23 protein-coding genes and 1 pseudogene are annotated in these 21265 nt (G+C 41.3%); 2 read left to right on the top strand and 22 right to left on the bottom strand.

Annotation, left to right across the window (positions count from 1 at the left end; genetic code table 11):
• Position 1: 1 nt before the first annotated feature.
• The 12 genes from gap to P8P68_RS06230 form a co-directional block, all read right to left on the bottom strand.
• Entirely contained in the window at positions 2-1009 is a 1008-nt protein-coding gene (gene gap, locus P8P68_RS06175) for a type I glyceraldehyde-3-phosphate dehydrogenase (protein WP_000260682.1), read from the bottom strand.
• Between the two features lie 318 nt (positions 1010-1327).
• On the bottom strand, positions 1328-3979 hold the full coding sequence (gene adhE / locus P8P68_RS06180; RefSeq protein ID WP_278275772.1) for a bifunctional acetaldehyde-CoA/alcohol dehydrogenase: 2652 nt from the start codon (positions 3977-3979) through the stop codon (positions 1328-1330).
• Positions 3980-4274: 295 nt separating this feature from the next.
• Positions 4275-4688 carry an MORN repeat-containing protein gene (locus tag P8P68_RS06185; RefSeq protein WP_061853373.1) on the bottom strand — a complete coding sequence of 138 codons (414 nt, stop codon included), beginning with the start codon at positions 4686-4688 and terminating at the stop codon, positions 4275-4277.
• Complete coding sequence (locus tag P8P68_RS06190) at positions 4675-5118, bottom strand: low molecular weight protein-tyrosine-phosphatase (protein WP_278275773.1); 444 nt, start codon at positions 5116-5118, stop codon at positions 4675-4677. Before P8P68_RS06190 ends, P8P68_RS06185 begins: the two co-directional genes overlap by 14 nt.
• A 47-nt stretch (positions 5119-5165) precedes the next feature.
• On the bottom strand, positions 5166-5486 hold the full coding sequence (gene yajC / locus P8P68_RS06195; protein WP_076984827.1) for a preprotein translocase subunit YajC: 321 nt from the start codon (positions 5484-5486) through the stop codon (positions 5166-5168).
• 119 nt (positions 5487-5605) lie between these two features.
• Complete coding sequence (gene tkt, locus P8P68_RS06200) at positions 5606-7582, bottom strand: transketolase (RefSeq protein ID WP_084879951.1); 1977 nt, start codon at positions 7580-7582, stop codon at positions 5606-5608.
• 118 nt (positions 7583-7700) lie between these two features.
• The gene (locus tag P8P68_RS06205; protein WP_049478137.1) at positions 7701-8324 is read right to left on the bottom strand and encodes a hypothetical protein; all 624 of its coding nucleotides are present in this window, start codon (positions 8322-8324) and stop codon (positions 7701-7703) included.
• 55 nt (positions 8325-8379) lie between these two features.
• The gene (jag, locus tag P8P68_RS06210) at positions 8380-9366 is read right to left on the bottom strand and encodes an RNA-binding cell elongation regulator Jag/EloR (protein ID WP_049478136.1); all 987 of its coding nucleotides are present in this window, start codon (positions 9364-9366) and stop codon (positions 8380-8382) included.
• 14 nt (positions 9367-9380) lie between these two features.
• Positions 9381-10208, bottom strand: coding sequence for a membrane protein insertase YidC (locus tag P8P68_RS06215; protein ID WP_162837252.1), 828 nt, complete (start codon positions 10206-10208; stop codon positions 9381-9383).
• Positions 10183-10554 (bottom strand): ribonuclease P protein component, encoded by a 372-nt coding sequence (gene rnpA / locus P8P68_RS06220; RefSeq protein ID WP_084879949.1) that lies wholly within the window; start codon positions 10552-10554, stop codon positions 10183-10185. Before rnpA ends, P8P68_RS06215 begins: the two co-directional genes overlap by 26 nt.
• A 149-nt stretch (positions 10555-10703) precedes the next feature.
• A complete protein-coding gene (locus tag P8P68_RS06225; protein ID WP_278275774.1) occupies positions 10704-11894 on the bottom strand; it encodes an acetate kinase in 1191 nt (396 codons plus the stop codon).
• Positions 11895-11944: 50 nt separating this feature from the next.
• On the bottom strand, positions 11945-12898 hold the full coding sequence (locus P8P68_RS06230; protein WP_278275775.1) for a class I SAM-dependent methyltransferase: 954 nt from the start codon (positions 12896-12898) through the stop codon (positions 11945-11947).
• A 270-nt stretch (positions 12899-13168) separates the two neighbouring features.
• Between P8P68_RS06230 and P8P68_RS06235 the strand changes: the two genes are divergently transcribed.
• Together P8P68_RS06235 and P8P68_RS06240 are read left to right on the top strand one after the other, a co-directional pair.
• The gene (locus tag P8P68_RS06235; RefSeq protein WP_084851076.1) at positions 13169-13756 is read left to right on the top strand and encodes an Ltp family lipoprotein; all 588 of its coding nucleotides are present in this window, start codon (positions 13169-13171) and stop codon (positions 13754-13756) included.
• A 73-nt stretch (positions 13757-13829) separates the two neighbouring features.
• Positions 13830-15141: pseudogene (locus P8P68_RS06240) on the top strand (IS3 family transposase).
• Here the strand turns inward: P8P68_RS06240 and P8P68_RS06245 are convergent.
• The 10 genes from P8P68_RS06245 to nagA all read right to left on the bottom strand — a co-directional run bounded on the left by P8P68_RS06245 (position 15135) and on the right by nagA (position 21242).
• Complete coding sequence (locus P8P68_RS06245; RefSeq protein ID WP_278275776.1) at positions 15135-15761, bottom strand: class I SAM-dependent methyltransferase; 627 nt, start codon at positions 15759-15761, stop codon at positions 15135-15137. The pseudogene P8P68_RS06240 and the gene P8P68_RS06245 overlap by 7 nt on opposite strands.
• A gap of 32 nt (positions 15762-15793) precedes the next feature.
• Positions 15794-16207, bottom strand: coding sequence for a competence type IV pilus minor pilin ComGG (gene comGG, locus P8P68_RS06250; protein WP_049490203.1), 414 nt, complete (start codon positions 16205-16207; stop codon positions 15794-15796).
• Entirely contained in the window at positions 16185-16646 is a 462-nt protein-coding gene (gene comGF, locus P8P68_RS06255; protein WP_049490202.1) for a competence type IV pilus minor pilin ComGF, read from the bottom strand. Before comGF ends, comGG begins: the two co-directional genes overlap by 23 nt.
• Positions 16609-16911 carry a competence type IV pilus minor pilin ComGE gene (gene comGE / locus P8P68_RS06260; protein WP_000413367.1) on the bottom strand — a complete coding sequence of 101 codons (303 nt, stop codon included), beginning with the start codon at positions 16909-16911 and terminating at the stop codon, positions 16609-16611. The genes comGF and comGE overlap by 38 nt, the downstream gene beginning before the upstream one ends.
• The gene (comGD, locus tag P8P68_RS06265; protein WP_049519116.1) at positions 16874-17308 is read right to left on the bottom strand and encodes a competence type IV pilus minor pilin ComGD; all 435 of its coding nucleotides are present in this window, start codon (positions 17306-17308) and stop codon (positions 16874-16876) included. Before comGD ends, comGE begins: the two co-directional genes overlap by 38 nt.
• Positions 17271-17594 (bottom strand): competence type IV pilus major pilin ComGC, encoded by a 324-nt coding sequence (gene comGC, locus P8P68_RS06270; RefSeq protein WP_000735798.1) that lies wholly within the window; start codon positions 17592-17594, stop codon positions 17271-17273. The genes comGD and comGC overlap by 38 nt, the downstream gene beginning before the upstream one ends.
• A gap of 1 nt (position 17595) precedes the next feature.
• Entirely contained in the window at positions 17596-18612 is a 1017-nt protein-coding gene (gene comGB, locus P8P68_RS06275) for a competence type IV pilus assembly protein ComGB (RefSeq protein ID WP_000355379.1), read from the bottom strand.
• A complete protein-coding gene (comGA, locus tag P8P68_RS06280; protein WP_000249575.1) occupies positions 18560-19501 on the bottom strand; it encodes a competence type IV pilus ATPase ComGA in 942 nt (313 codons plus the stop codon). The genes comGB and comGA overlap by 53 nt, the downstream gene beginning before the upstream one ends.
• A 69-nt stretch (positions 19502-19570) precedes the next feature.
• Positions 19571-19936 (bottom strand): DUF1033 family protein, encoded by a 366-nt coding sequence (locus P8P68_RS06285; protein ID WP_000286396.1) that lies wholly within the window; start codon positions 19934-19936, stop codon positions 19571-19573.
• A 154-nt stretch (positions 19937-20090) separates the two neighbouring features.
• Positions 20091-21242 carry an N-acetylglucosamine-6-phosphate deacetylase gene (gene nagA / locus P8P68_RS06290; RefSeq protein ID WP_001134447.1) on the bottom strand — a complete coding sequence of 384 codons (1152 nt, stop codon included), beginning with the start codon at positions 21240-21242 and terminating at the stop codon, positions 20091-20093.
• Positions 21243-21265: the final 23 nt, after the last annotated feature.

The raw sequence follows: 21265 nt of genomic DNA on the forward strand, positions 1-21265 counted from the left end.
ATTATTTAGCGATTTTTGCAAAGTATTCAAGAGTACGTACAAGTTGTGCAGTGTATGACATTTCGTTGTCGTACCATGATACAACTTTAACCAATTGTTTACCATCAACGTCAAGAACTTTAGTTTGAGTTGCGTCAAACAATGAACCGTAAGACATACCTACGATATCTGAAGATACGATTGGATCTTCTGTGTAACCGTATGATTCGTTTGAAGCTGCTTTCATAGCTGCGTTTACTTCATCAACAGTAACGTTCTTTTCAAGAACTGCTACCAATTCAGTAACTGATCCAGTTGGAGTTGGAACGCGTTGTGCAGATCCGTCAAGTTTACCGTTCAATTCTGGGATTACAAGACCGATAGCTTTAGCAGCACCAGTTGAGTTAGGAACGATGTTTGCAGCACCAGCGCGAGCACGGCGAAGGTCACCACCACGGTGTGGTCCGTCAAGGATCATTTGGTCACCAGTGTAAGCATGGATAGTAGTCATCAATCCTTCTACAACACCGAAGTTGTCTTGAAGAGCTTTAGCCATTGGAGCCAAGCAGTTTGTAGTACATGAAGCACCTGAGATAACTGTTTCAGTACCGTCAAGAACATCGTGGTTAGTGTTAAATACAACTGTTTTAACGTCGTTTCCACCAGGAGCAGTGATAACAACTTTCTTAGCTCCACCTTTAAGGTGTTTTTCAGCTGCATCTTTCTTAGCAAAGAAACCAGTTGCTTCAAGAACGATTTCTACACCGTCAGTAGCCCAGTCGATTTGTTCTGGATCACGTTCAGCAGAAACTTTAACGAATTTACCGTTAACTTCGAATCCACCTTCTTTAACTTCTACAGTACCGTCGAAACGACCTTGAGTTGTGTCGTATTTCAACAAGTGTGCAAGCATAACTGGATCTGTAAGGTCGTTGATGCGAGTAACTTCAACACCTTCTACGTTTTGGATACGGCGGAAAGCAAGACGACCGATACGGCCGAAACCGTTAATACCAACTTTAACTACCATTAGTGATTTCCTCCTTATGAAAATCATGAAAATTTTATTGTGAAAAGAGTAACTTGAATCACTACAAATCACCTTTCAACAAACCTATTATATAACTATTTGAGTTTAATTGCAAGTACGGGCGTTGATTTTCTCTCCCCCTTTTCTACTTTTTCTCCCCCTTTTTATTCATCCATTTTTTTATTTTCAAAGCATATCTCTAGAATCTTTTATAATATCTGTATATTCTCTTTATTTCAAGGTGAAACTCCAATTTCAACTCTTTCAGAGTTTACAAAAAAGAGACAGGATATTTCCTGCCTCTAGGCTGATAAACGATTATTTACGACGTCCTGGTCGTTCTGCATAACCATAGTAAGCATCTGCCATGATTTCTTCCATGTCAGCTACCATTGGCAAGCGAGGGTTAGCAGGTGAACATTGGTCTTCATAAGCAAGTAAGGCAATTTCATGCAAGCTGTCTTTCCAAGCTTTTTCATCGATTCCAAAGCCTTTGAAGTTCATTGTGATTCCAACTGCTTCACCAAGATCGTAAACTGCTTTGGCATAAGCTTCAACCGCTTCTTCTGGAGTTGAGTGAGGCAATCCAAGCATTCTAGCAATATCTTGGAATTTTTCGTCAGCTTTCCAGTAGTTATACTTAGGCCATGTAGTCGTCTTAGATGGGCGAGTACCATTGTAACGGATAACGTATGGAAGCAAGATTGCGTTTGTACGTCCGTGAACAGTATGGTGAACCGCACCGATCTTGTGGGCCATTGAGTGGCTCATACCAAGGAAGGCATTGGCAAAGGCCATACCAGCCATTGTAGATGCATTGTGCATTTTTTCGCGAGCTTCTGGATCAGCTGTCTTAACAGATTTTTCCAACCATTCAAAGACAAGTTTGATTGTTTGAAGGGCGATACCGTCTGTATAGTCGTTAGCGAAGTTTGAAGTGTATGCTTCAGTCGCGTGAGTCAAGACGTCCATACCTGTATCCGCAGCGATGAAGTCTGGAACTGACTCAACCAAAGCAGGGTCAACAATCGCAATAGTTGGTGTCAATGAGTAGTCAGCCAATGGGTATTTACGATTGTTTTTCTTATCAGAGATAACGGCAAATGGTGTTACTTCTGAACCTGTACCTGAAGTTGTTGGAATACCTATGTATTTCGCTTTTTTACCAAGTGATGGGAAGCGGAAGGCACGTTTACGGATGTCCATGAATTTTTGAACCAAGTCACGGAAGTCGATTTGTGGTTGTTCGTAGAAGAGCCACATTACTTTCGCTGCATCCATTGGAGAACCACCACCAAGAGCGATGATTGTGTCTGGTTCAAATGCTCTCATTACTTCAGTACCACGTTCTACAGTTGTGATATCTGGGTCTGGTTCAACGTCTGAGAAGACTTGGACAGTTACACGGTTGCTGCGTTTGTTCAATTGGTCAATAATGCGTTGAACAAAACCAAGTTTTTCGATCGATTTGTCTGTAACAATCATAACGCGTTCAATATCTTCACATGTTTGAAGGTATTGGATAGAATTGCGTTCGAAGTAAATTTTTGAAGGAACTTTAAACCACTGCATATTATTTCTACGTTTCCCTACTTTCTTGATGTTTAGAAGGTTGATCGCACTCACGTTATCACCGACTGAGTTGTGTCCATATGAACCACATCCAAGTGTCAATGATGGAATGAAGGCATTGTATACGTCACCGATACCACCGAAAGTAGATGGAGAGTTCCAGATAATACGCATAGCTTTGATTTCTGTACCAAAGCGTTTAGCAAGCTCTTCGTCTTTTGTATGGATAGCTGCTGAGTGACCAAGTCCGTTAAACTCAACCATTTGACGAGCTTTTGTAAGACCATCTTCTGTGTCTTCAGCTTTTAGGACAGCAATAACTGGTGACAATTTCTCACGAGTCAATGGTTCTTTCGGTCCTACTTCTGCACATTCTGCAGCCAAGATGTTTGTTCCTTCTGGAACGCTAAATCCTGCTTGTTCAGCAATCCATGCTGCTGGTTTACCAACGATGTTTGCATTTAGTTTAGCACCTGCACAGTTTTTGCTATTAGCTTTTACACCGAAACAGAATTCTTCAAGAAGGGCTTTTTCTTTTTTGTTTACAAAGTAAGTGTGATATGATTTGAATTCTTCTACAAATTCGTCATATACTTCTTTATCAATGATAACGGCTTGTTCTGATGCACAGACCATCCCATTATCAAATGACTTAGACATAACAATATCATGAGCAGCTTGACGAAGGTCAGCAGATTTTTCTACATAGGCAGGAACGTTTCCGGCACCTACCCCAAGAGCTGGTTTTCCACATGAGTATGCAGCTTTAACCATGGCATTACCACCAGTTGCAAGGATAGTTGCAACACCTTCGTGGTTCATAAGCGCTCCAGTTGCTTCCATAGATGGTTCTGTAATCCATTGAACACAGTTTTCAGGTGCTCCAGCCGCAATAGCTGCATCACGAACGATTTGTGCTGCGTGAGCTGATGATTCTTGAGCAGATGGGTGGAAGGCAAAAACGATTGGGTTACGTGTTTTCAAAGCAATCAAGGATTTGAAAATCGCTGTTGAAGTTGGGTTTGTTGTCGGAGTGACACCACAGATTACACCGACAGGCTCCGCAATCTTTGTCAAACCTGTAATTGGATCATCTTCGATAACTCCAACTGTTTTAACTCCACGCATATTGTTCACTACGTGCTCACAGGCAAATAGATTCTTTGTTGCCTTGTCTTCAAATACTCCACGACCAGTTTCTTCAACTGCATGTTGTGCAAGGATACCGTGCGCGTCAAGTGCTGCAACCGAAGCTTTTGCCACGATGTAGTCAACTTGCTCTTGGTTCAACTTGCGCATTTCATCAAGCGCAACCAAGGCTTTTTTCACGAGACCATCGACATGCTTTTCAGCAGCAAGTTGTTTTTCCTCTGGTGTTACTGTTTTTTTATCAGCCATATTATCCTCCATAGCCTTTAAGGATTTTATCCTTTGTTAATTTTTTCACAAATTTATTATAACTCTTTTTTTATGCTTTGTAAACAGTTTCATGAGCATTTCACAAAGAAATTTTCTAAGATTGTGATTTTTTTCTCAATATGGCTACGCAACAGAGTTTTGCTTAGACGATTGTGAAATTATGGAGAAAATTTTTTTATTTCACAAAGTTTTTCTAGTTGAGAGTTAGTTATCGAATTCAAAAGTAGAAAGCGTTTTCTTTTTAGATTTTGAAAATAGTCTCCTAACTTGGAGACTACTGTTTTTGTTGAAAAACGCCTTGTTTAAAGGTTCCTTCATAAACAACTTCTTGCTCTGTCGTCAACTTCCCTTGACCTTCAGCCTGACCGTTTACAAAATCACCTTCGTATTTCCAGCCATCTTTTGATTGGAAAGTTCCTTTCCCGTTAAAGGCTCCATTATTGAAATCACCTGTATATTGGTCTCCGTTTTCAAAGGTCAGGGTCCCTTGACCATTCATTTTCCCTCGTACCAAGGTGCCATCATAAACAAGAGCTCCACCATCAAGTGTCAGGACACCCTTTTTAGGCGTATTTAGCAGAAATACCGAAAGAGCACAGAGTACCATTACGACAACTGCAATGAGTTCTAACCTAGGACGAGTTAGGTAAACTCTACACTTCTCATAAAATTGTTTAAGCTTTTCCATTGTCAGTCTCATTTTCTAATCGATCTAGCCAGCGTTGACATCCACTTGTAATACGAGCATAGGTTTCCTCAAAATCTCCTGTATACCAAGGATCTGGGACACTTTCAGCCGCAAAAGAGTAGATCTTGTACTGTAGTTCCTGAGGACACATGTGACGCAGATCTGAAACGTTTGAAGCATCCATTCCGATAACGTAATCAAACGATTCAAAGTCTTCTCTGCCAATCTGAAGCGATGTTTTATCTTTGTCATACGGGATCTGATACTGCTGGAAAATCGCCTGCGTTCCCTTATGAATCGGATTACCATGTTCCCAAGACGAAGTTGCACGACTCTCAACTTGATAATCACTCGTCATGGACTTCATCACAAACTCTGCCATGGGGCTACGGCAAATATTTCCTAAGCACACAAATACTATTTTTTTCATCCCTTTTCCTCTCATCTCATAGAAAAACGGGAGTGACAGGTCCCGTTTTATTCTTCGATTGCTCCGCCTTCGTCAACAACTGTTCCTTCTGGTGTCACAGCTTCTTTGAGTGGCAAAACGGTCTTGATAGCAGCCAATTCAAAAGTCAAGTAGACCCCATCTACATCCAGTACGATTGTTCCTTTTTCAGTATCTACTTCATCCACTGTTCCGTAAAGTCCACCAATTGTAATGACTTCATAGCCTTTTTGAAGCTTGTTCAAGCTTTCCATACGCTTTTGTGCTTGTTTCTTTTGAGAACGTTGCATAAAGAACATCAAGGCCATCATCCCTACAAGCATGATTAAAAAAGTAATATTTGGATCCATTGTTTTCTCCTTTGTATTTTACATAGGACTACTATATCAAATTTCAGCTACTTTTACAAGGTTGTGCCTTGTTTTATGGCAATAAAAAAATCAGAGTTTTTACTCTGATTTTTCTGCGATTATTTCAAGTTTTGAACGACTTTGACTAGATTTTCAACTGTAAATCCGTACTCTGCCAATACTTTTGGTGCTGGGGCAGATGCTCCAAAGGTATCAATACCGAGAACTGCACCATCAAGACCAACATATTTGTACCAGTTTTGAGTTGCACCCATTTCGACTGCAACACGACGGCGGACTGCATTTGGAAGGATTTCTTCCTTGTAAGCTGCATCTTGTGCGTCAAAGACATCTGTAGATGGCATGCTGACTACACGGACTTTTGCGCCTTGACTAGCCAATTCTTTGGCAGCTGCGACAGCGAGATTCACCTCTGAACCTGTTGCAATCAATATCGTATCAAAGTCAGCTGCATTTTCATAGACAACATAGGCACCTTTCGCAACTTTGTCAAAGTCTGTTCCCTCTTCAACAGTCAAGTTTTGACGTGTCAAGACAAGGGCAGTTGGTGTTTTTTCGCTTGTCACAGCAAGGTACCAAGCCGCTTGAGTTTCACGCGCATCTGCTGGGCGGAAAACATTGAGATTTGGCATAGCACGCAGACCTGCTAAGTGTTCAACTGGTTCGTGAGTTGGACCATCTTCACCAACTGCGATCGAATCGTGGGTAAAGACATAAGTCACAGGAAGTCCTTGCAAGGCTGACAAACGGACAGCTGCTTTCACATAGTCAGAGAAGACAAAGAAAGTACCACCGTATACACGAAGTCCACCATGAAGAGCCATCCCGTTCAAGATCGTTCCCATTGCAAATTCACGAACACCAAACTGAATGTTGCGGTTCAAGCGATTAGCGTCGTCTTGAAGTCCGTCCGTTTTGATATAAGTCATGTTTGAGTGAGCAAGGTCAGCTGATCCACCTAGGAAGGTTGGTAGCTTAGCTGCTACAACATTCAAGGCATCCTGACTCGAGTTACGAGTTGCTTGAGAAAATCCATTTTCTAAGGCTGGGAAGTCTGCTGGAGTCACCTCAACTGGGTCACGGCCGTCAATAATGGCTTCTACTTCTGCAGCCAGTTCTGGATGAGCCTCTTTATAGTCAGCAACTAATTTAGTCCAAGCTTGATAAGCTGATGCGCCACGATCTGCAACATTTTCTTTGAAATCAGCATAAACTTCAGCTGGAATTTCAAATGGTTCGTAGTCCCAACCAAGGGCTTGACGAGTTGCGGCAGTTTCATCTGCTCCAAGAGGAGCACCATGTACAGCATTAGTTCCTTGTTTGTTTGGAGAACCGTATCCAATAACAGTCTTCACTTCAATCAAAGATGGTTTTCCTGAAGCTTTAGCTGTTTCGATAGCAGCATGAATAGCCTCAAGGTCTGTTCCATCTTCAACCAAGGCTGTGTGCCAACCGTAGGCATTGTAACGGTCACGAACACTTTCTGTGAAGGAATCTTTTGTCTCACCATCCAAGTTAATGTCATTTGAATCATAAAGAACAACCAACTTGTCGAGCTTTTGCAAACCTGCGTATGAAGCTGCCTCGCTTGAAACACCTTCCATTAAATCTCCGTCGCCACAGATCACATAAGTATAGTGGTCAAAGATATTGAAGCCTTCGCGGTTATACTTCGCTGCAAGGAAACGTTCTGCTTGGGCAAAACCAGTAGCAGTAGAAATCCCTTGTCCTAGAGGACCAGTTGTAGCGTCAACCCCTGCAGTATGGCCAAATTCTGGGTGACCTGGTGTTTTTGAACCCCATTGGCGGAAGTTCTTGACTTCATCCATGCTAACATCTTCAAAACCAGAAAGGTGAAGAAGGGCATAAAGAAGCATTGAACCATGTCCTGCTGAAAGAATAAAGCGATCGCGGTTGATCCAGTTTGGTTGAGCTGGATTGATACGAAGTTGCTTTGTAAAGAGGCTATAGGCCATAGGAGCAGCCCCCATAACCACCCCTGGGTGACCTGAGTTTGCTTTGTTGATGGCGTCAATACCTAGAAAACGAATTGCATTAACAGATAGATTTGACATAGAATTTCCTTTCTCTTTGAGGTGATTAATGAATCACACATCCTATTTTACTATTATATGAAAAAATGCATAGAATAGCAATAAAACAATTTGCGTTCATCTAACACATTTGATTTGTCTATCCCCTCGTCACTTCATAGTACGGGAGCAAGCGCGTATAAGCGTCTTCTAGCTTCTCCAATATCGCTTCTACTGACTGATTTTCAATGAAGGAAACATCTGACTTGACTAAGACTTTACGAACTTCCTGATTTCTCAGCTTCTCTCGTAAAGTACGACGATTTTCTTCATTAGCCTCCATCTTATGACTTTCCCCATTTGAGTAGACTAGATAATAAATTTCTTCTACCGCTGGAAGCTCTAAAACCTTGACTTGCTTGTCTAAGGTCTGTTCATCTTTCTTGCGCTCGATGAAACTAACTTCTAAGGAAATCCCAAAATCTGAACCTTCCCCATACAAACGCAGCGCCAACATAGGTTCTGCCACTTGTCCGTCTCTCTGTAGATAGGCCCAGAAATGTGGCCGCAAGCGTTGTGCTTGGTTCATCCACTGACTAGTCTGTTGCAGTTTCCATTCTGGATGACTTGCTTGAAAAGTTTTAGCCAGTTCTGTAAAAGACTTTCGAGCCTCTTGACCTTTTTGCCGCAAGTCCAACATCTTTTCTCTTTCATCACCAGCTTTATCAGGATTACGGTACTGGACTCCTGCAAATGATAGGTATTCTCTAACTACTTTCAGCATATCTGAATCTTTCCTTTCCTAGCAAAAAATCAGGACGAACCTGATTTTGCTTTGCTTATTCTGCATCTACGACAACATAGCGATTTGGCTCGTCACCTTCAGAGTAACTCGTCACGCCATCCATGCGCGAAATAATGCGATGGATAATCTTGCGTTCGCTATTTGACATTGGATCTGTTTGTTGGCTACGTCCTTCTTCTAAAACGCGAGTCGCCAATTTTTGAGCATAGGTTTGCAAGACTTCTGCACGGTGTTCAACATAATCATTTACATTAATTGTGATGTAGAACGTTCTCGAATAGCGATTGTAAAGGTAATTTTGCGCTAACAGTTGAAGAGCCTTCAAAACTTTTCCGTGATAGCCAATAATACGACCTGGTTCATTGGTGTCAATTTGAAGATTAATGGTGCGGCGATTGTAGTCACTTGAAATCGTCCCTTCAACATCCATATCATCTACAATGGTTTGAACGTAGTTAGCTACTTCAGTTGCCACTTGTTCGATGTCATAACTTGGTTCTACTTTCAAGCCTAAATCTTCTAAAGATTGGCTTGTTGCTTCCTGCGTTTCAGTTTCTTTTTCTGGAGCAGAGTCCACTTCCTCGGTAGTATCCTCTGGTTCCAAATCATTTAAAATTGAAATATGGCCTGTTTCTTCCAAAATCGTGCTGGCGTGCTTTTCATTTTTCAAGATTTCAGCCTTGACCTCTTCAGAGACACCTTGACCTTCTTCTTCAATTTTCTTAATTGCTTCAACTACATGCCCCAAATCAACAGTTGCTTCACTTACTGTTTTCACGGGTTCATTTTTTTCATTGACTTCTTTTGGAACCCCTTTAATGGCCTGCTGATTGGCTTTGATCACTGTCGTTTCACTAATCGCTTCGATATCAACTTGAGCCGGCTTCTTACCAAACAAGCCTAAGAATCCTTTTTTCTCTTTCGAAACGACCTTGATGTGGGCCTTCATTCTTGGGATGTCTAATTCTTTCAATCCTTTTTGGATTGCTTCTTCAACCGTTGAACCTGTAAATAATACCATTATCAGATTCCTCCTTATTTTTTCTTTTTCTGTGCTTTTTTCAAGGCTCTTCTCTTCTTGCCTTCTAAATCTTTTTCTGCTTGCGCCACTGCTTCTCTTTCAGCAATAATCTTGAAAGGATTGTTCAAGAAATAGGTTTGCAAAACTTGATAAGCATTGGATACCGCCCAGTACAAGGCGACTCCACTAGGCGCAGAGATGGCAAAGATAAAGATCAGTACCGGCATCCCGTACATCATCCCTGTCGTAGCTCCACTTTTTTCAGACAAAGCTTTATTCGATAACCAGCTACTCAAGAAGGTAAAGACTGCCGCCAAAATCGGAAGGACAAAACTTGTATCTACTCCTCCCAAATTAATCCATAAAAAGTGACCTGTTTTCAAAAAGTCTACTCGACTCAAGGCTTGAAAGAGCGCCAAGAGAACCGGCATTTGTATTAAAATCGGCCAGAGAGAGGATGAATGTTTGATTCCTAACTCTTTATAAACTTTGCGCATCTCCTGGTCTAGCTTGGTTCTGCTTTCCATATCACGACCCGGATATTGCTCTCGCAAAGCCTTGATGCGCGGTTGAGCCTCTTGCATTTTTCTAGAGGCAACCATCTGTGTCTGAAAGACCGGCAATAAAATCGTCCGGATCAAAATCGTGAAGAGGATAATCCCCACTCCGATACTAATGTCAAAGGACAAAAAGCGGATAATTTCAGCAAAAAAATAGACGAATTTGCTCCAAAAGTCTGTCGAATCTGCTGTTATATCGCTAGCTGTACCATTTGTTGCACAGGCTGTCATGATAAACAAGGACAAGCCCAACAAACTAGTCAACTGTAGTTTCTTTTTCACTCCCATTTCCTTCCTGGTAAATCTTTGATAACTTTAATACGTGGAGTAGGTTTTTCTCCATCTCTACATATTCCAAGGTTTCCACCCCTTTTCGAGCAATCACAACAAAATCGACATGATCTACCAGACTCCCCTTTGCATTTTGTATGATATGTCGGATTCGTCTCTTAATTTGATTTCTGGTAACTGCATTTCCCAGCTTTTTGCTGACAGACAGTCCTACTCGAAAATGGTTTTGCTGGTTTTCCAATTGGTAGACAACAAATTTTCGATTGGCAAAACTTGTTCCGTCCTTGAAAATCGCCTTAAAATCTTTCTCTCTTTTTACACGAAAGCTTTTCTTCAAAACTCAACTCCATCTATTAAATTACTACTATTATACCATATTTTTTGAAAAAGCCAATAACAGCAAGGTTTTAGACATTTTCTACATAAAAAAAGCTGGAAAATCTCTTTCCCAACTTCTTTTTACAATCAAATTTTACGTGTATTTACTTATTTTTTCAAGCGCTCAACATCGCGTGCAATCACCAATTCTTCATCTGTTGGAATAACCAAGACACGGATTTTCGTTGCGTCAGTTGAGATGTCTCCCGTTACGCCAAAGACGTTCTTTTCTGGATCCACATCACAACCAAACCAAGAGATACCTGAAATGACATCCTCACGAACCAAAGCAGCATTTTCACCGATTCCTGCTGTGAAGATAATAGCATCTGCCCCATTTAGGACTGCAAGGTATTGACCGATATGTTTTTGGATACGATCGACATACATTTCATAAGCCAAAGTCGCATCATGGTCTCCTGCTTCCATGGCAGCAATCACATCACGCATATCGCTTGACTGGCCAGAAACTCCCATGAGCCCTGATTCACGATTGAGAACGCGACTAATATCGTCAGGGGTATTGAAATCCTCTGTATATTGCATGAGATAAGGGATGATAGCAGGGTCAATATCTCCTGTACGAGTTCCCATCATCACTCCTCCAAGTGGCGTGAATCCCATAGAAGTATCTACAGACTTCCCGCCCTTAACAGCTGTGATAGAAGCCCCGTTACCAATATGGCAGGTAATCAATTTCAAATCTTCTAGAGGACGGCCCAAAAGTTTCGCTGCTTCTCCTGCGACAAACTGGTGGCTTGTCCCGTGGGCACCATATTTACGAACCTTGTTGTCTGTGTAGTATTTAGTTGGTAGAGGGTAGCGATAAGCCTTTTCTGGCATGGTTGTGTGGAATGAGGTATCAAATACGACAACACTGGTAATATCTGGCAGCAATTCCTTAAATGCGCGAATTCCAGCTGCGTTAGCTGGATTGTGAAGGGGAGCCAAGAGTCCCAATTCCTCAACTTTTTCTAACACATCTCCCTCAACAACTGTTGATTCCTTGAAATATTCACCACCTGCAACGACGCGATGGCCGACACCTGTAATTTCGTCGTACCCTTTGATAATGTCAAAACGAATCAAGTCATCCAATAAAATTTTAACGGCTTGTGTATGGTCTTCAATATCAAGAATTTGTTGCTCCGAACGACCGTCAAATTTTACTGTTGAAATGGAATCTTTCAATCCAATACGTTCAATCAAGCCTTTAGCCAAAACTTTTTCCTCAGGCATTTGATAAAGTTGCCATTTCAAGCTTGAGCTTCCTGCATTGATTGCAATTGTTTTTGTCATAAGATGATACCTCTTTTTAAGCGTTTTCATCTATTATAACAAAATCTCTTTTATATTTCAGTACCTTTGCTCCAATTTTGAAAATTTTCTTTAAAGGTCAACAAAACTGACGGATCTTGCAAGCTAGTAAGAGGGTAGACAAAGGGTTCTATTTCCTTGTCTCTTTTCTTCTGTAAGACAAAAATACTTTTAGCTTGGCTTGCAGTTGAGAAAATATCCTCTGGCAGAGCGATGATAGCAGCCAGACTCACTTCGTCTTTGAGCCACCCTTTTAATAAGTCACTTTGAGGGCTGGTCAATAAATCACTCGGAGCTAGAAAAATAGCATAGCCATTTGACTTAAGGTACTTGAGGCCTTGTTCCATCAGCAAATGGTGGGCATAGGTATGCTCTTGACTAGAAGCCACTTGATAGCGAGAAGCGATGGCATCGTCTGGGTAATAGCCTACAGGCAAGTCGCTGATGACCACGTCGCTTTCTTTAAGCATTTGCGGACGAACGGCATCTCCTTGAACAAAACCAGCCTGTAAACCAATCACATCTGACATACTTGCTGCCAAATCAATCAGCAAGTCATCCACTTCAATTCCCAAGTAATCTACTTTTTTAGCAAGAGAAGTCAAGAAAGTAGCCCCCAAAATCCCCATACCAGAACCTATTTCGAGGATGCTAATTTCCTCTTGTTCAAACAACTCTTCTACAACAAGTACCAAGAGGAGGGCAATGGCATCTGGTGTAAACTGGTGATTGGCCTGTAAAGGCTCCGTTTGTCCTGCCTTCATCAAGAGAAACTGGTAGGTCTTGAGCCACTCTTCCTTGCGAAGTGCTAAGCGCTTAAGGGCTTGATTGTTCTCCTTGACCTGCTTTTGCTCAGTCTCGCCATCTAGATAAATGCTGTTTTGCTCTACCAAGGCATCATAAAAGTTAGTCGCCAAATCACTTTGGATGATTTGGACATTCTCTAGTAAATACGTATAAGCTTGTTCTATTTTTTCAAAATCCATATTCCTATCTTATCAAAATTCCCCTATTTTTTCCATTCAGCATCAAAAATGCGTGTTTTTGTATGAATAAACGCAAATTGGAGGCAGTTATACAAAAAATAGAGGGAAATTTTAAAAATTGCAGATCTAGAATTTGATAAAGATGTTTTTGGATTTAAGAAAGAGGCGGATAGAACATGTTAAGGATTGCATTTTTTAACAAAATATATTAAAATATAAAGGAACGTGCAAAAAAACTGAACCACGTTAAAAGCTGATAGAGAGAGAAAAATGAAAAAAATTACAACTATTCTTTTTGTTGGTTTAGCTTCGATTGCTTTGGTTGCTTGTTCATCAAAAACTGAGAAAAAAGAAGCTTCAAAAGCTTCTGAAGCAAAAACTGAACAAACTTCTTCATCAACTACTACAGAAGACCAAAATGTTTCTTCTGAGTTTAAGGCTGCTTTAAAGAAAGCTAAGTCTTATTCTAAAACAGCTCATCTTTCAAAAGAAGGTATGGTTAATCAGTTGACAGAATTTGAAAAATTCCCTGAAGATGCTGTTCAATATGCAGTTGAAAATGCTGGTATTGATTGGAAAAAAGAGGCAGTTGAAAAAGCTAAGTCTTATTCCAAAACAGCTCATCTTTCAAAAGAAGGTATGGTTAATCAGTTGACAGAATTTGAAAAATTTACTGAAGAAGAAGCTAAATATGCAGTTGAAAATGCTGGTATTGACTGGAAAAAAGAAGCAGTTGAAAAAGCTAAAAGTTATCAAAAAACTGCTGGCTTATCAAATGAAGCATTAAAAAATCAGTTAACAGAATTTGAAAAATTTACTGATGAAGAAGCTCAGTATGCAGTAGAACATTTAGAATAAAAAGCAGGACTAAAAGTATGAACTGCACCCCAAAAGTTAGACAGAAAAAATCTAACTTTTGGGGTGTTTTATTATGAAATTAAGTTATGAAGATAAAGTTCAAATCTATGAACTAAGAAAACAAGGAATCAGCTTCAAGCGACTGTCAGATAAATATGGAATGAACCTTTCAAATCTTAAGCACTTAGTCCGATTGATTGATCGTTACGGAATAGAAATCGTCAAAAAAGGGAAGAATCATTATTATTCTCCAGAACTAAAACAAGAAATGATAGATAAAGTTCTGCTGGAAGGTTGTTCACATAGAAGTGTTAGTCTTGATTATGCTCTTCCAAGTAGTGGATTACTTTCGAATTGGCTGGCACAATACAAAAAAACGGGTATACTATTGTTGAGAAAACAAGAGGGATACCAGCTAAAATGGGACGTAAACGAAAGAAAACTTGGGAAGAAATGACAGAATTAGAGCGATTTCAGGAGGAGAATGAACGCTTACGGACTGAGGTGGCCTACCTAAAAAGTTAAAAGAGTTTGAGGAAAGGGACGAAGCCTTAGAGTGAGAAAGGCAGAGACAGTTAGAGAAATGGTTTCAGGAGGATTTCGACTAGATTTACTTCTTGAAGCGGCTGGATGGGGTTGATAAGGATCAATAACTTAAAACCGAAATTCAGGTCATTTATACCGAACATAAGGGAAATTATGGTTATCGTCGGATTCACTTAGAACTAAGAAATCGTGGTTATGCGGTCAATCATAAGAAGGTTCAACGACTGATGAAAATCCTTGATTTAGCAACTCGAATTCGTCGAAAACGAAAGTATTCTTCCTACCAAGGAGAGATTGGCAAGAAAGCAGAGAATCTCATTCAACGCCAGTTTGAAGCATCGAGGCCAATGGAAAAATGCTGTACAGATGTGACAGAGTTTGCCATTCCAAATAGCACACAGAAATTGTATTTATCGCCCGTTTTAGATGGCTTTAACAGCGAAATTATCGCCTATAATCTTTCTACTTCACCAAACTTAGAACAAGTGGTGAAAAATATGTTGGAACAGGCCTTCACAGAGGAGCATTACGAAAATACAATTCTCCATAGCAATCAAGGCTGGCAATACCAACACGATTCTTATAATCGGTTTCTAGAGAGTAAAGGAATTCAGCCATCTATGTCGCGCAAGGGTAACAGCCCATACAATGGGATGATGGAGCCCTTCTTTGGTATTTTGAAATCCGAAATGTTATACGGCTATGAGAAGCAATTTAGGTCTTTAGAAGACCTTGAACAAGCTATTGTGGACTACATTGATTACTACAACAACAAACGAATCAAAGCCAAACTAAAAGGACTTAGCCCTGTGCGGTACAGAACTAAATCATTTCAATAATTATTTGTCCAACTTTTAGGGGTCAGTACATAGTGAGCAAGTGATTTTTGGGCTACAGTTAAAAAGAGTTCTGCGTAATTTCCGAGGAAAAGACCTTCAGCACTATAGAGAATCTGACTGCCAATGCTCGAAAAACCAAACTGGGCGAGCTTGGTTTCCAGTTCAGCTAAATCAAAACCATGGTGGTTGGTATCTGTCTTGACAAAATCAGCGATGAAAACTTGTCCATTCTCCCTAAGATGATAGTGAAACATGGCAAGAGTCGCATCTAGATCAGGCATATGATGAAGAACTCGACTGACAACAATTATGTCAAATTGCTGTTCCAAGGGATTTGCCAGTAAATCCTGCTCCAAGAGTTGAAGATTCCTGATTTCTTGTCCCTTTGCTTTCAAACGGGCTTGCTCCAGCATTTTCTCCGAGATGTCCACAAGGGTAACCGACTTGGCCTGCTTGGCCAGGGGCAAAGCTAATAGACCCGTCCCACCACCAAAGTCCAATATTTCCTTGTCTGATAGAAGAGCAATCTGTTTTTCAACTACTTGACAAACCAAATTTGCAAGAAAGATATTTTTGGGCGAATCAAAAGTTTCTGCTTTGTGATTAAAATCGTGTTTCATGCTTTTAGTTTAGCACAAAGAAGTTGAATTGACTAGGATTTGTCTTTCTTTTCAGGCTTTTCTTCTGATTTTTTCTTCCCTGCTTGATTGCTTGAATCAGTCGCTACCTCTTCCTTTTTATCCGTTTTCTTTTCTTGGATTTTCATCGGAGGAAAGAGAAATTCATAGTTGCCCTTATTCATACGAACACTTGTTGTAAAACCTGTTTTCGTATTTTGATATCTGACTTTTCCTAAGTTAAAGACTCGTTCTCCACTTTCTTGCTCAGCCTTATCCTTACTTCGCTTGGCCATGGCAAAAGCGATCAACTTTTCTTTGTTTAGGGCAAAGTCTTTGTGATGGGCGACTTGCCGATTTAAATAAAACTGCAACAACAGACTAAAGATGGCTGCCATGGTGACTGCATATAAGAGAACGCCTGCCTTAACTTTTTGCTTTTTCCACACGATAGATGAACTCCCTTTCTAAGCCCTTTTGAAATTGGAAACGAAAGCGAACCAATTGATTTTCCTCTGTAATCTGTGCTGATTTGAGTCCATAAACCATAGGTTGGTAGCCCCGTCCGCTGGTATCGGTCTTCCGAAAATCATCCGATTTAGACTTCCCTATAGAGATATCCTTACCATCTTGTTTCATGTAGAGGCGATTGCCTTCTACCTTTTCAAACTGCGAACGCTCTAACTCTACCTCCAGTTGATCCACAAACAAGAGCCACTCCTTTTGCTCGCTTTGCTTCTGGTAACGAACTTCTGAAATGAGGAGCTGACTCATAGCCTGGAAGAGGAGCAAGCCTCCGCTAATGACGATAAGGGCAATCAGAGATTCTAAAAGAGTGAACGCTCTTACCTTACTGCTCTTTAAGGTCGAGTAACTTCTCTGAACCATGATAGACCTCCACTCCTTTTTCACTAGAAAACACCTGAATCTCCACTCCGTTTATGTTTACCTGATTTTGACCTGTCTGCAGAGCCATCTTCGCCACACGCAAGACTTCTTCCTTTTGCAAGATTTCTGCCTCTTCTTGTCTATTTTTCTGAATTTGTCCCAAAAGAAGGGTCGCAATACTGGCAAAAACGGCTAGAGCAACCACCGCTTCCAGTAAAATCACTGCCTTAATTTTTAGTTTCCTTAATGCGTTTAATTTTTCCATTTCCTAGATATAATTGATAGCGAATCGCTCCTTTGTTAGTCTGAAATTCAACCTTAGCCAGGGACGAATTGCCCCCAGCTCGGTCAAATATAATGCTTTGTCCTGATGGTGCCTGAATTCCTTTAGGAACTGTCAACTTTTGACTGCCATTACTGATCGTCTGTCCATCTAAGTTCAAGCTGGTCTTTTGCTGACTGGCTAGACTGCGTTTTTGTGTTTCCCGATAGAGTTCTTCAAACTCCATAAAGAAAATCTGCTCCTCTACCGCTGCAAAAGTGGACTGGACAGAACCGGACAAGCCCAAAGCAAGGATACTCACAAGTCCCAAAACTAAGAGACTTTCAAGCATAGTAAAGGCCTTAATCTGCAACAGTTTGACTGGTTTTTTGTTTTGCATGGTAGTCTTTGTAAGCTTTAGCTTGCTCAGCTGTGATACGACCGTCCGCTTGTAATTTGCTGAGGCTGGCATCATCATTTTTATCCAAACGATAAAGTTCTGCCTGGCTTTCCACGACCTTGACAACAGCAGCTTTTCCTTTATCATCTACGGCATCCTTTTGCTTGGTCAAATTGGGTACAAAGAGCAAGAGAAGAACGCTGATGATGAGCAAGACCACTAACATTTCTACCAAAGTGAAAGCTTTAACCTTGGCTTTTTTTAAATTTGTCATGAGTTTTTTCATTTTAAAAATTTACCTCCATATTTTGATACATGGGCATAAGCATTGCCGCATAAAGTAAAACGATAATCAGGGCCACAAAGATAAAAACCAGTGGCTGCACCAGATTCATGGTGCGGTTGACTCGGGTAAAAAAGGCTTCCCAAGTTTTTTCAGCATAGATTTCCAACTCACTCCCCAGCTTGGACTTGACTTCCCCATACTCGATGATGAGACTCAACTCCTTTTTAAAGAAAGGATAGGTCGCTATGGTTTGAGAAAATTCGCGGCCATTTTGCAGGGCTTGAGCCAAATCTTGACCGATTTCGTTAAAGAGCTGTGAGCCTTGTTCCTGCATGATCTGAAAAATCTGCATCAGCTCCATCCCCTGCGAAATCATATTGCCCCATTCACGCGCATAATAAGCTGTCAGATAAGTCTGGACAAAGATTCCTAGAAAGGGAATCCGCGCTAACATCGAGAAGACCCGCATCTTGGAACTTCTTTTGTAAAAAGTGAGAGCTAAAAGCAAAGATAGAGAGCAAACCAACACTAGTCCCAGAAATATTTGTGGCAGATTGCCGATGATTTGAGTGGCGATATTGCTACTGTCCAGTTGAGGAAGTAGATAGTTTCTCAACCCCAGCATGATTAGCAGGAGAAATCCCAGCAAAATCAGAGGATAGGTCGCCACTTCGATTAACTTTTTCTTGACCTTGGACAAATTATCCAGATATTCTTCTATCTTCCCCAGACTCAGGTGAAGATTTCCATGCACTTCAGCTAGGGATAATTGGGTCACAATAGCACTTGAAAAGCCCAAGCTGTCCATCATCTCTGAGAAAGATTTCCCCTGAGCCAAGCCTTGGTGCATCTGGGCCACATAGTCCTTTTCTAGCAGGGCACTTCTTCCCAAGAAAGAAATAATATCCACCAAATGAAAGCCACTGGAGAAGAGATTGTTAAACAGGGTGATGATTTTCTTCTGCTTAGCTGTAGCTAATTTTTTCCGTTTCGGCCTGAAGACTTGTGATATGTCCATCTTTAAGAAGCTGGTCAATCTGTTCATTCCACCTGGTTGGCTGGTGTTCTTGATAGTCTTTGTTTGCAAAGTCAACGATTCCTCCTCCCCCGATTAATCTCTGGTAGCAGACTCCTTGCAGAACAACTGCTAATTCCTCCTCCGTCACCCCCAACTCCAGAAGGCGTTCATAAACACCTCGGATACTCTTAGCATGAATGGTTGAAAAGACTGTCGCCCCTGTCAAACTGGCTCTGACCACTGCACGCGCTGTCTCGCTGTCACGAATTTCACCGATAATCAAGAGGTCCGGACGATGCCGGAGAGACAGTTTGATCAGATTTTCATAGGTCAAGCCAATCGCTTCATTCAACTGCAACTGGAGCATGTCTTCCTGCTTGATTTCGACAGGATCTTCGATGGACATAACCTGTTGCCCCATAAACAGAGACTTGGCTAATTCGTGCATCAAGGTCGTCTTGCCACTTCCAACTGGACCCGCAAAAAGGTAGAGGCCCCGTTGCCGGTACTGCTCACCCAGTTCATTCATATCCTGAAACCAGAAATGCAGGTCCTGCTCTTCGTCGTGCAACAAACGAATGACCAAACTCTCATGTCCCCGATAATCTCCTACGGTAGACAAACGCAGAGAAGACACCTTCTCCCCATGCTGATAGTCGCAAGAGCCCAGCTGACTACGTCTCTTCTCCCCTACATTCATACCCGCTACAAACTTAAAATGACTAATCACAGCAGCTAAAACATCAAACTCATAGGAGTCAACGAGACACCGCGCGTCTCCAACCCGCATGTGAAGCTCATAGGACTTTTCCTTGGGAATGAAATAGATATCCTGAGCCTTCTTTGCTTTCGCAGTAGCAATAATTTTCTGTGCAATTTCTTGTACCATACCGCCCTCCTTATCTAACTATTCGCAAAAAATTGAAAAAAATAAAAAGCAACTTTTAAAAGTTACTTTTTATCTCCATTTCATGCGGCAAGAACGATGCTTTTCTTGACCTGTTTGTTTTTCGTAGCCTGGACGTAGCTTTTCATCGGGGATGACTTGCTCATCCTGTAAAAGTGCCAAAGAATGGTACTGCTGCAAATACTCATCGCACTCATCACACCAGCGTTTATCAGCAGGATCCCAAAAGATAGTCATCAAATCACTCCGACTCTTATAAAGAGGATTCTTCTTTTCCAGCTCAAACCAGCATGATTTATAATATTTTAGAGCATCATAATACTTGTCAAAAGATTGACTCATGATGACATCTTCTTCCCAACCTTCTATGAACCACCACGGTTCAAAATCCCCATACATTTCTATAACACGATACATTCTTACTACTTCCTTTGTATCGTATATTATATCTAATTTTTTAATACAAGAAAAGGATTTTGCTTGTTTCCCCCATTAGCAATTTCTTTAATCCTATTATTTTCATCTGATAATAAAAATAGGAGTCCTTTATTGACCCCTATTTTTTATCTTCTTAGGCTTGATAACGTTTCACACCATCTAGGTAGGTTGCTACCAATTCCAAATCTTTATCTAGTACGATAAAGTCAGCGTCATAACCTTCACGGATTTGACCACAGACATCATCGATGTGAACAGATTTTGCTGGGTTGAGGCTGGCCATCATGACTGCTTCATGCGGATTCGCAATGCCCCATTCGACCACATTTTTCAAACCATCTTTGAGTTTGAGGATTGAACCTGCCAAATTGCCTGTCGATTTGAGGCGAGCAGTTCCATTAGCAACAACTACTGGGAATTCTCCCAACATGTAGTCGCCGTCTTCCAATCCACCCGCTGTCATACAGTCTGTGATAAGGGCGATATTTTCAGTTCCTTTTTGCTTGAGCAAAATATCACAGGCCTTTGGATCTACGTGGTGACCGTCACAGATCAACTCTGCGTAAGTATGTGGCAATTCATACATGGCTCCCACCATACCGAGCTCACGGTGAGTCAACCCACGCATCCCATTGTAGGCATGTACCCAAACACTCGCTCCAGCATCGACTGCTTTTTTAGCTTCATCAAAAGTCGCATTGGAGTGTCCAAGAGCAACGGTCACTCCTTCACCCGTAACTGTACGAACAAAGTCTTCTACACCTTCACGTTCTGGCGCAAGGGCAATTTTATTGAGCAGGCCATTTGCTGCTTTTTGCCAAGCACGAAACTCATCCATACGGGGGTCTTTCATATAAGCAGGGTTTTGGGCTCCCTTGTATTTCTCTGTGAAATAAGGTCCTTCAAAATAGATCCCACGAATCTTGGCTCCACTTGCTTCCTGGTAACGAGCGCCGATATTTTCAGTTACCGCAAGCAACTGCTCGTAAGAGGAAGTCAAGGTCGTTGGCAAGAAGCTGGTAACACCCGTGCTAAGTAGACCTTCACTCATGGTATGAAGGGTTCCTTCGATGTTATTGTCCATGACATCCACACCGCCAAATCCATGAATGTGGGTATCCACAAGTCCTGGGGCAATGCTATAACCTGTATAGTCAATCACCTCAGCTCCTTCAGGAATCTGTTCTACATGTTTGCCAAACTTGCCATCCACAAGTTCCAAGTAACCGCCACGACGAACTCCGTGTGGGTAGAAAAACTGATCCGCTTTAATATAATTAGGCATAATGATAACCTCCTTGATAGATT

Origin of the sequence: Streptococcus sp. D7B5 (assembly GCF_029691405.1) — a bacterium.
Taxonomy (GTDB): domain Bacteria; phylum Bacillota; class Bacilli; order Lactobacillales; family Streptococcaceae; genus Streptococcus.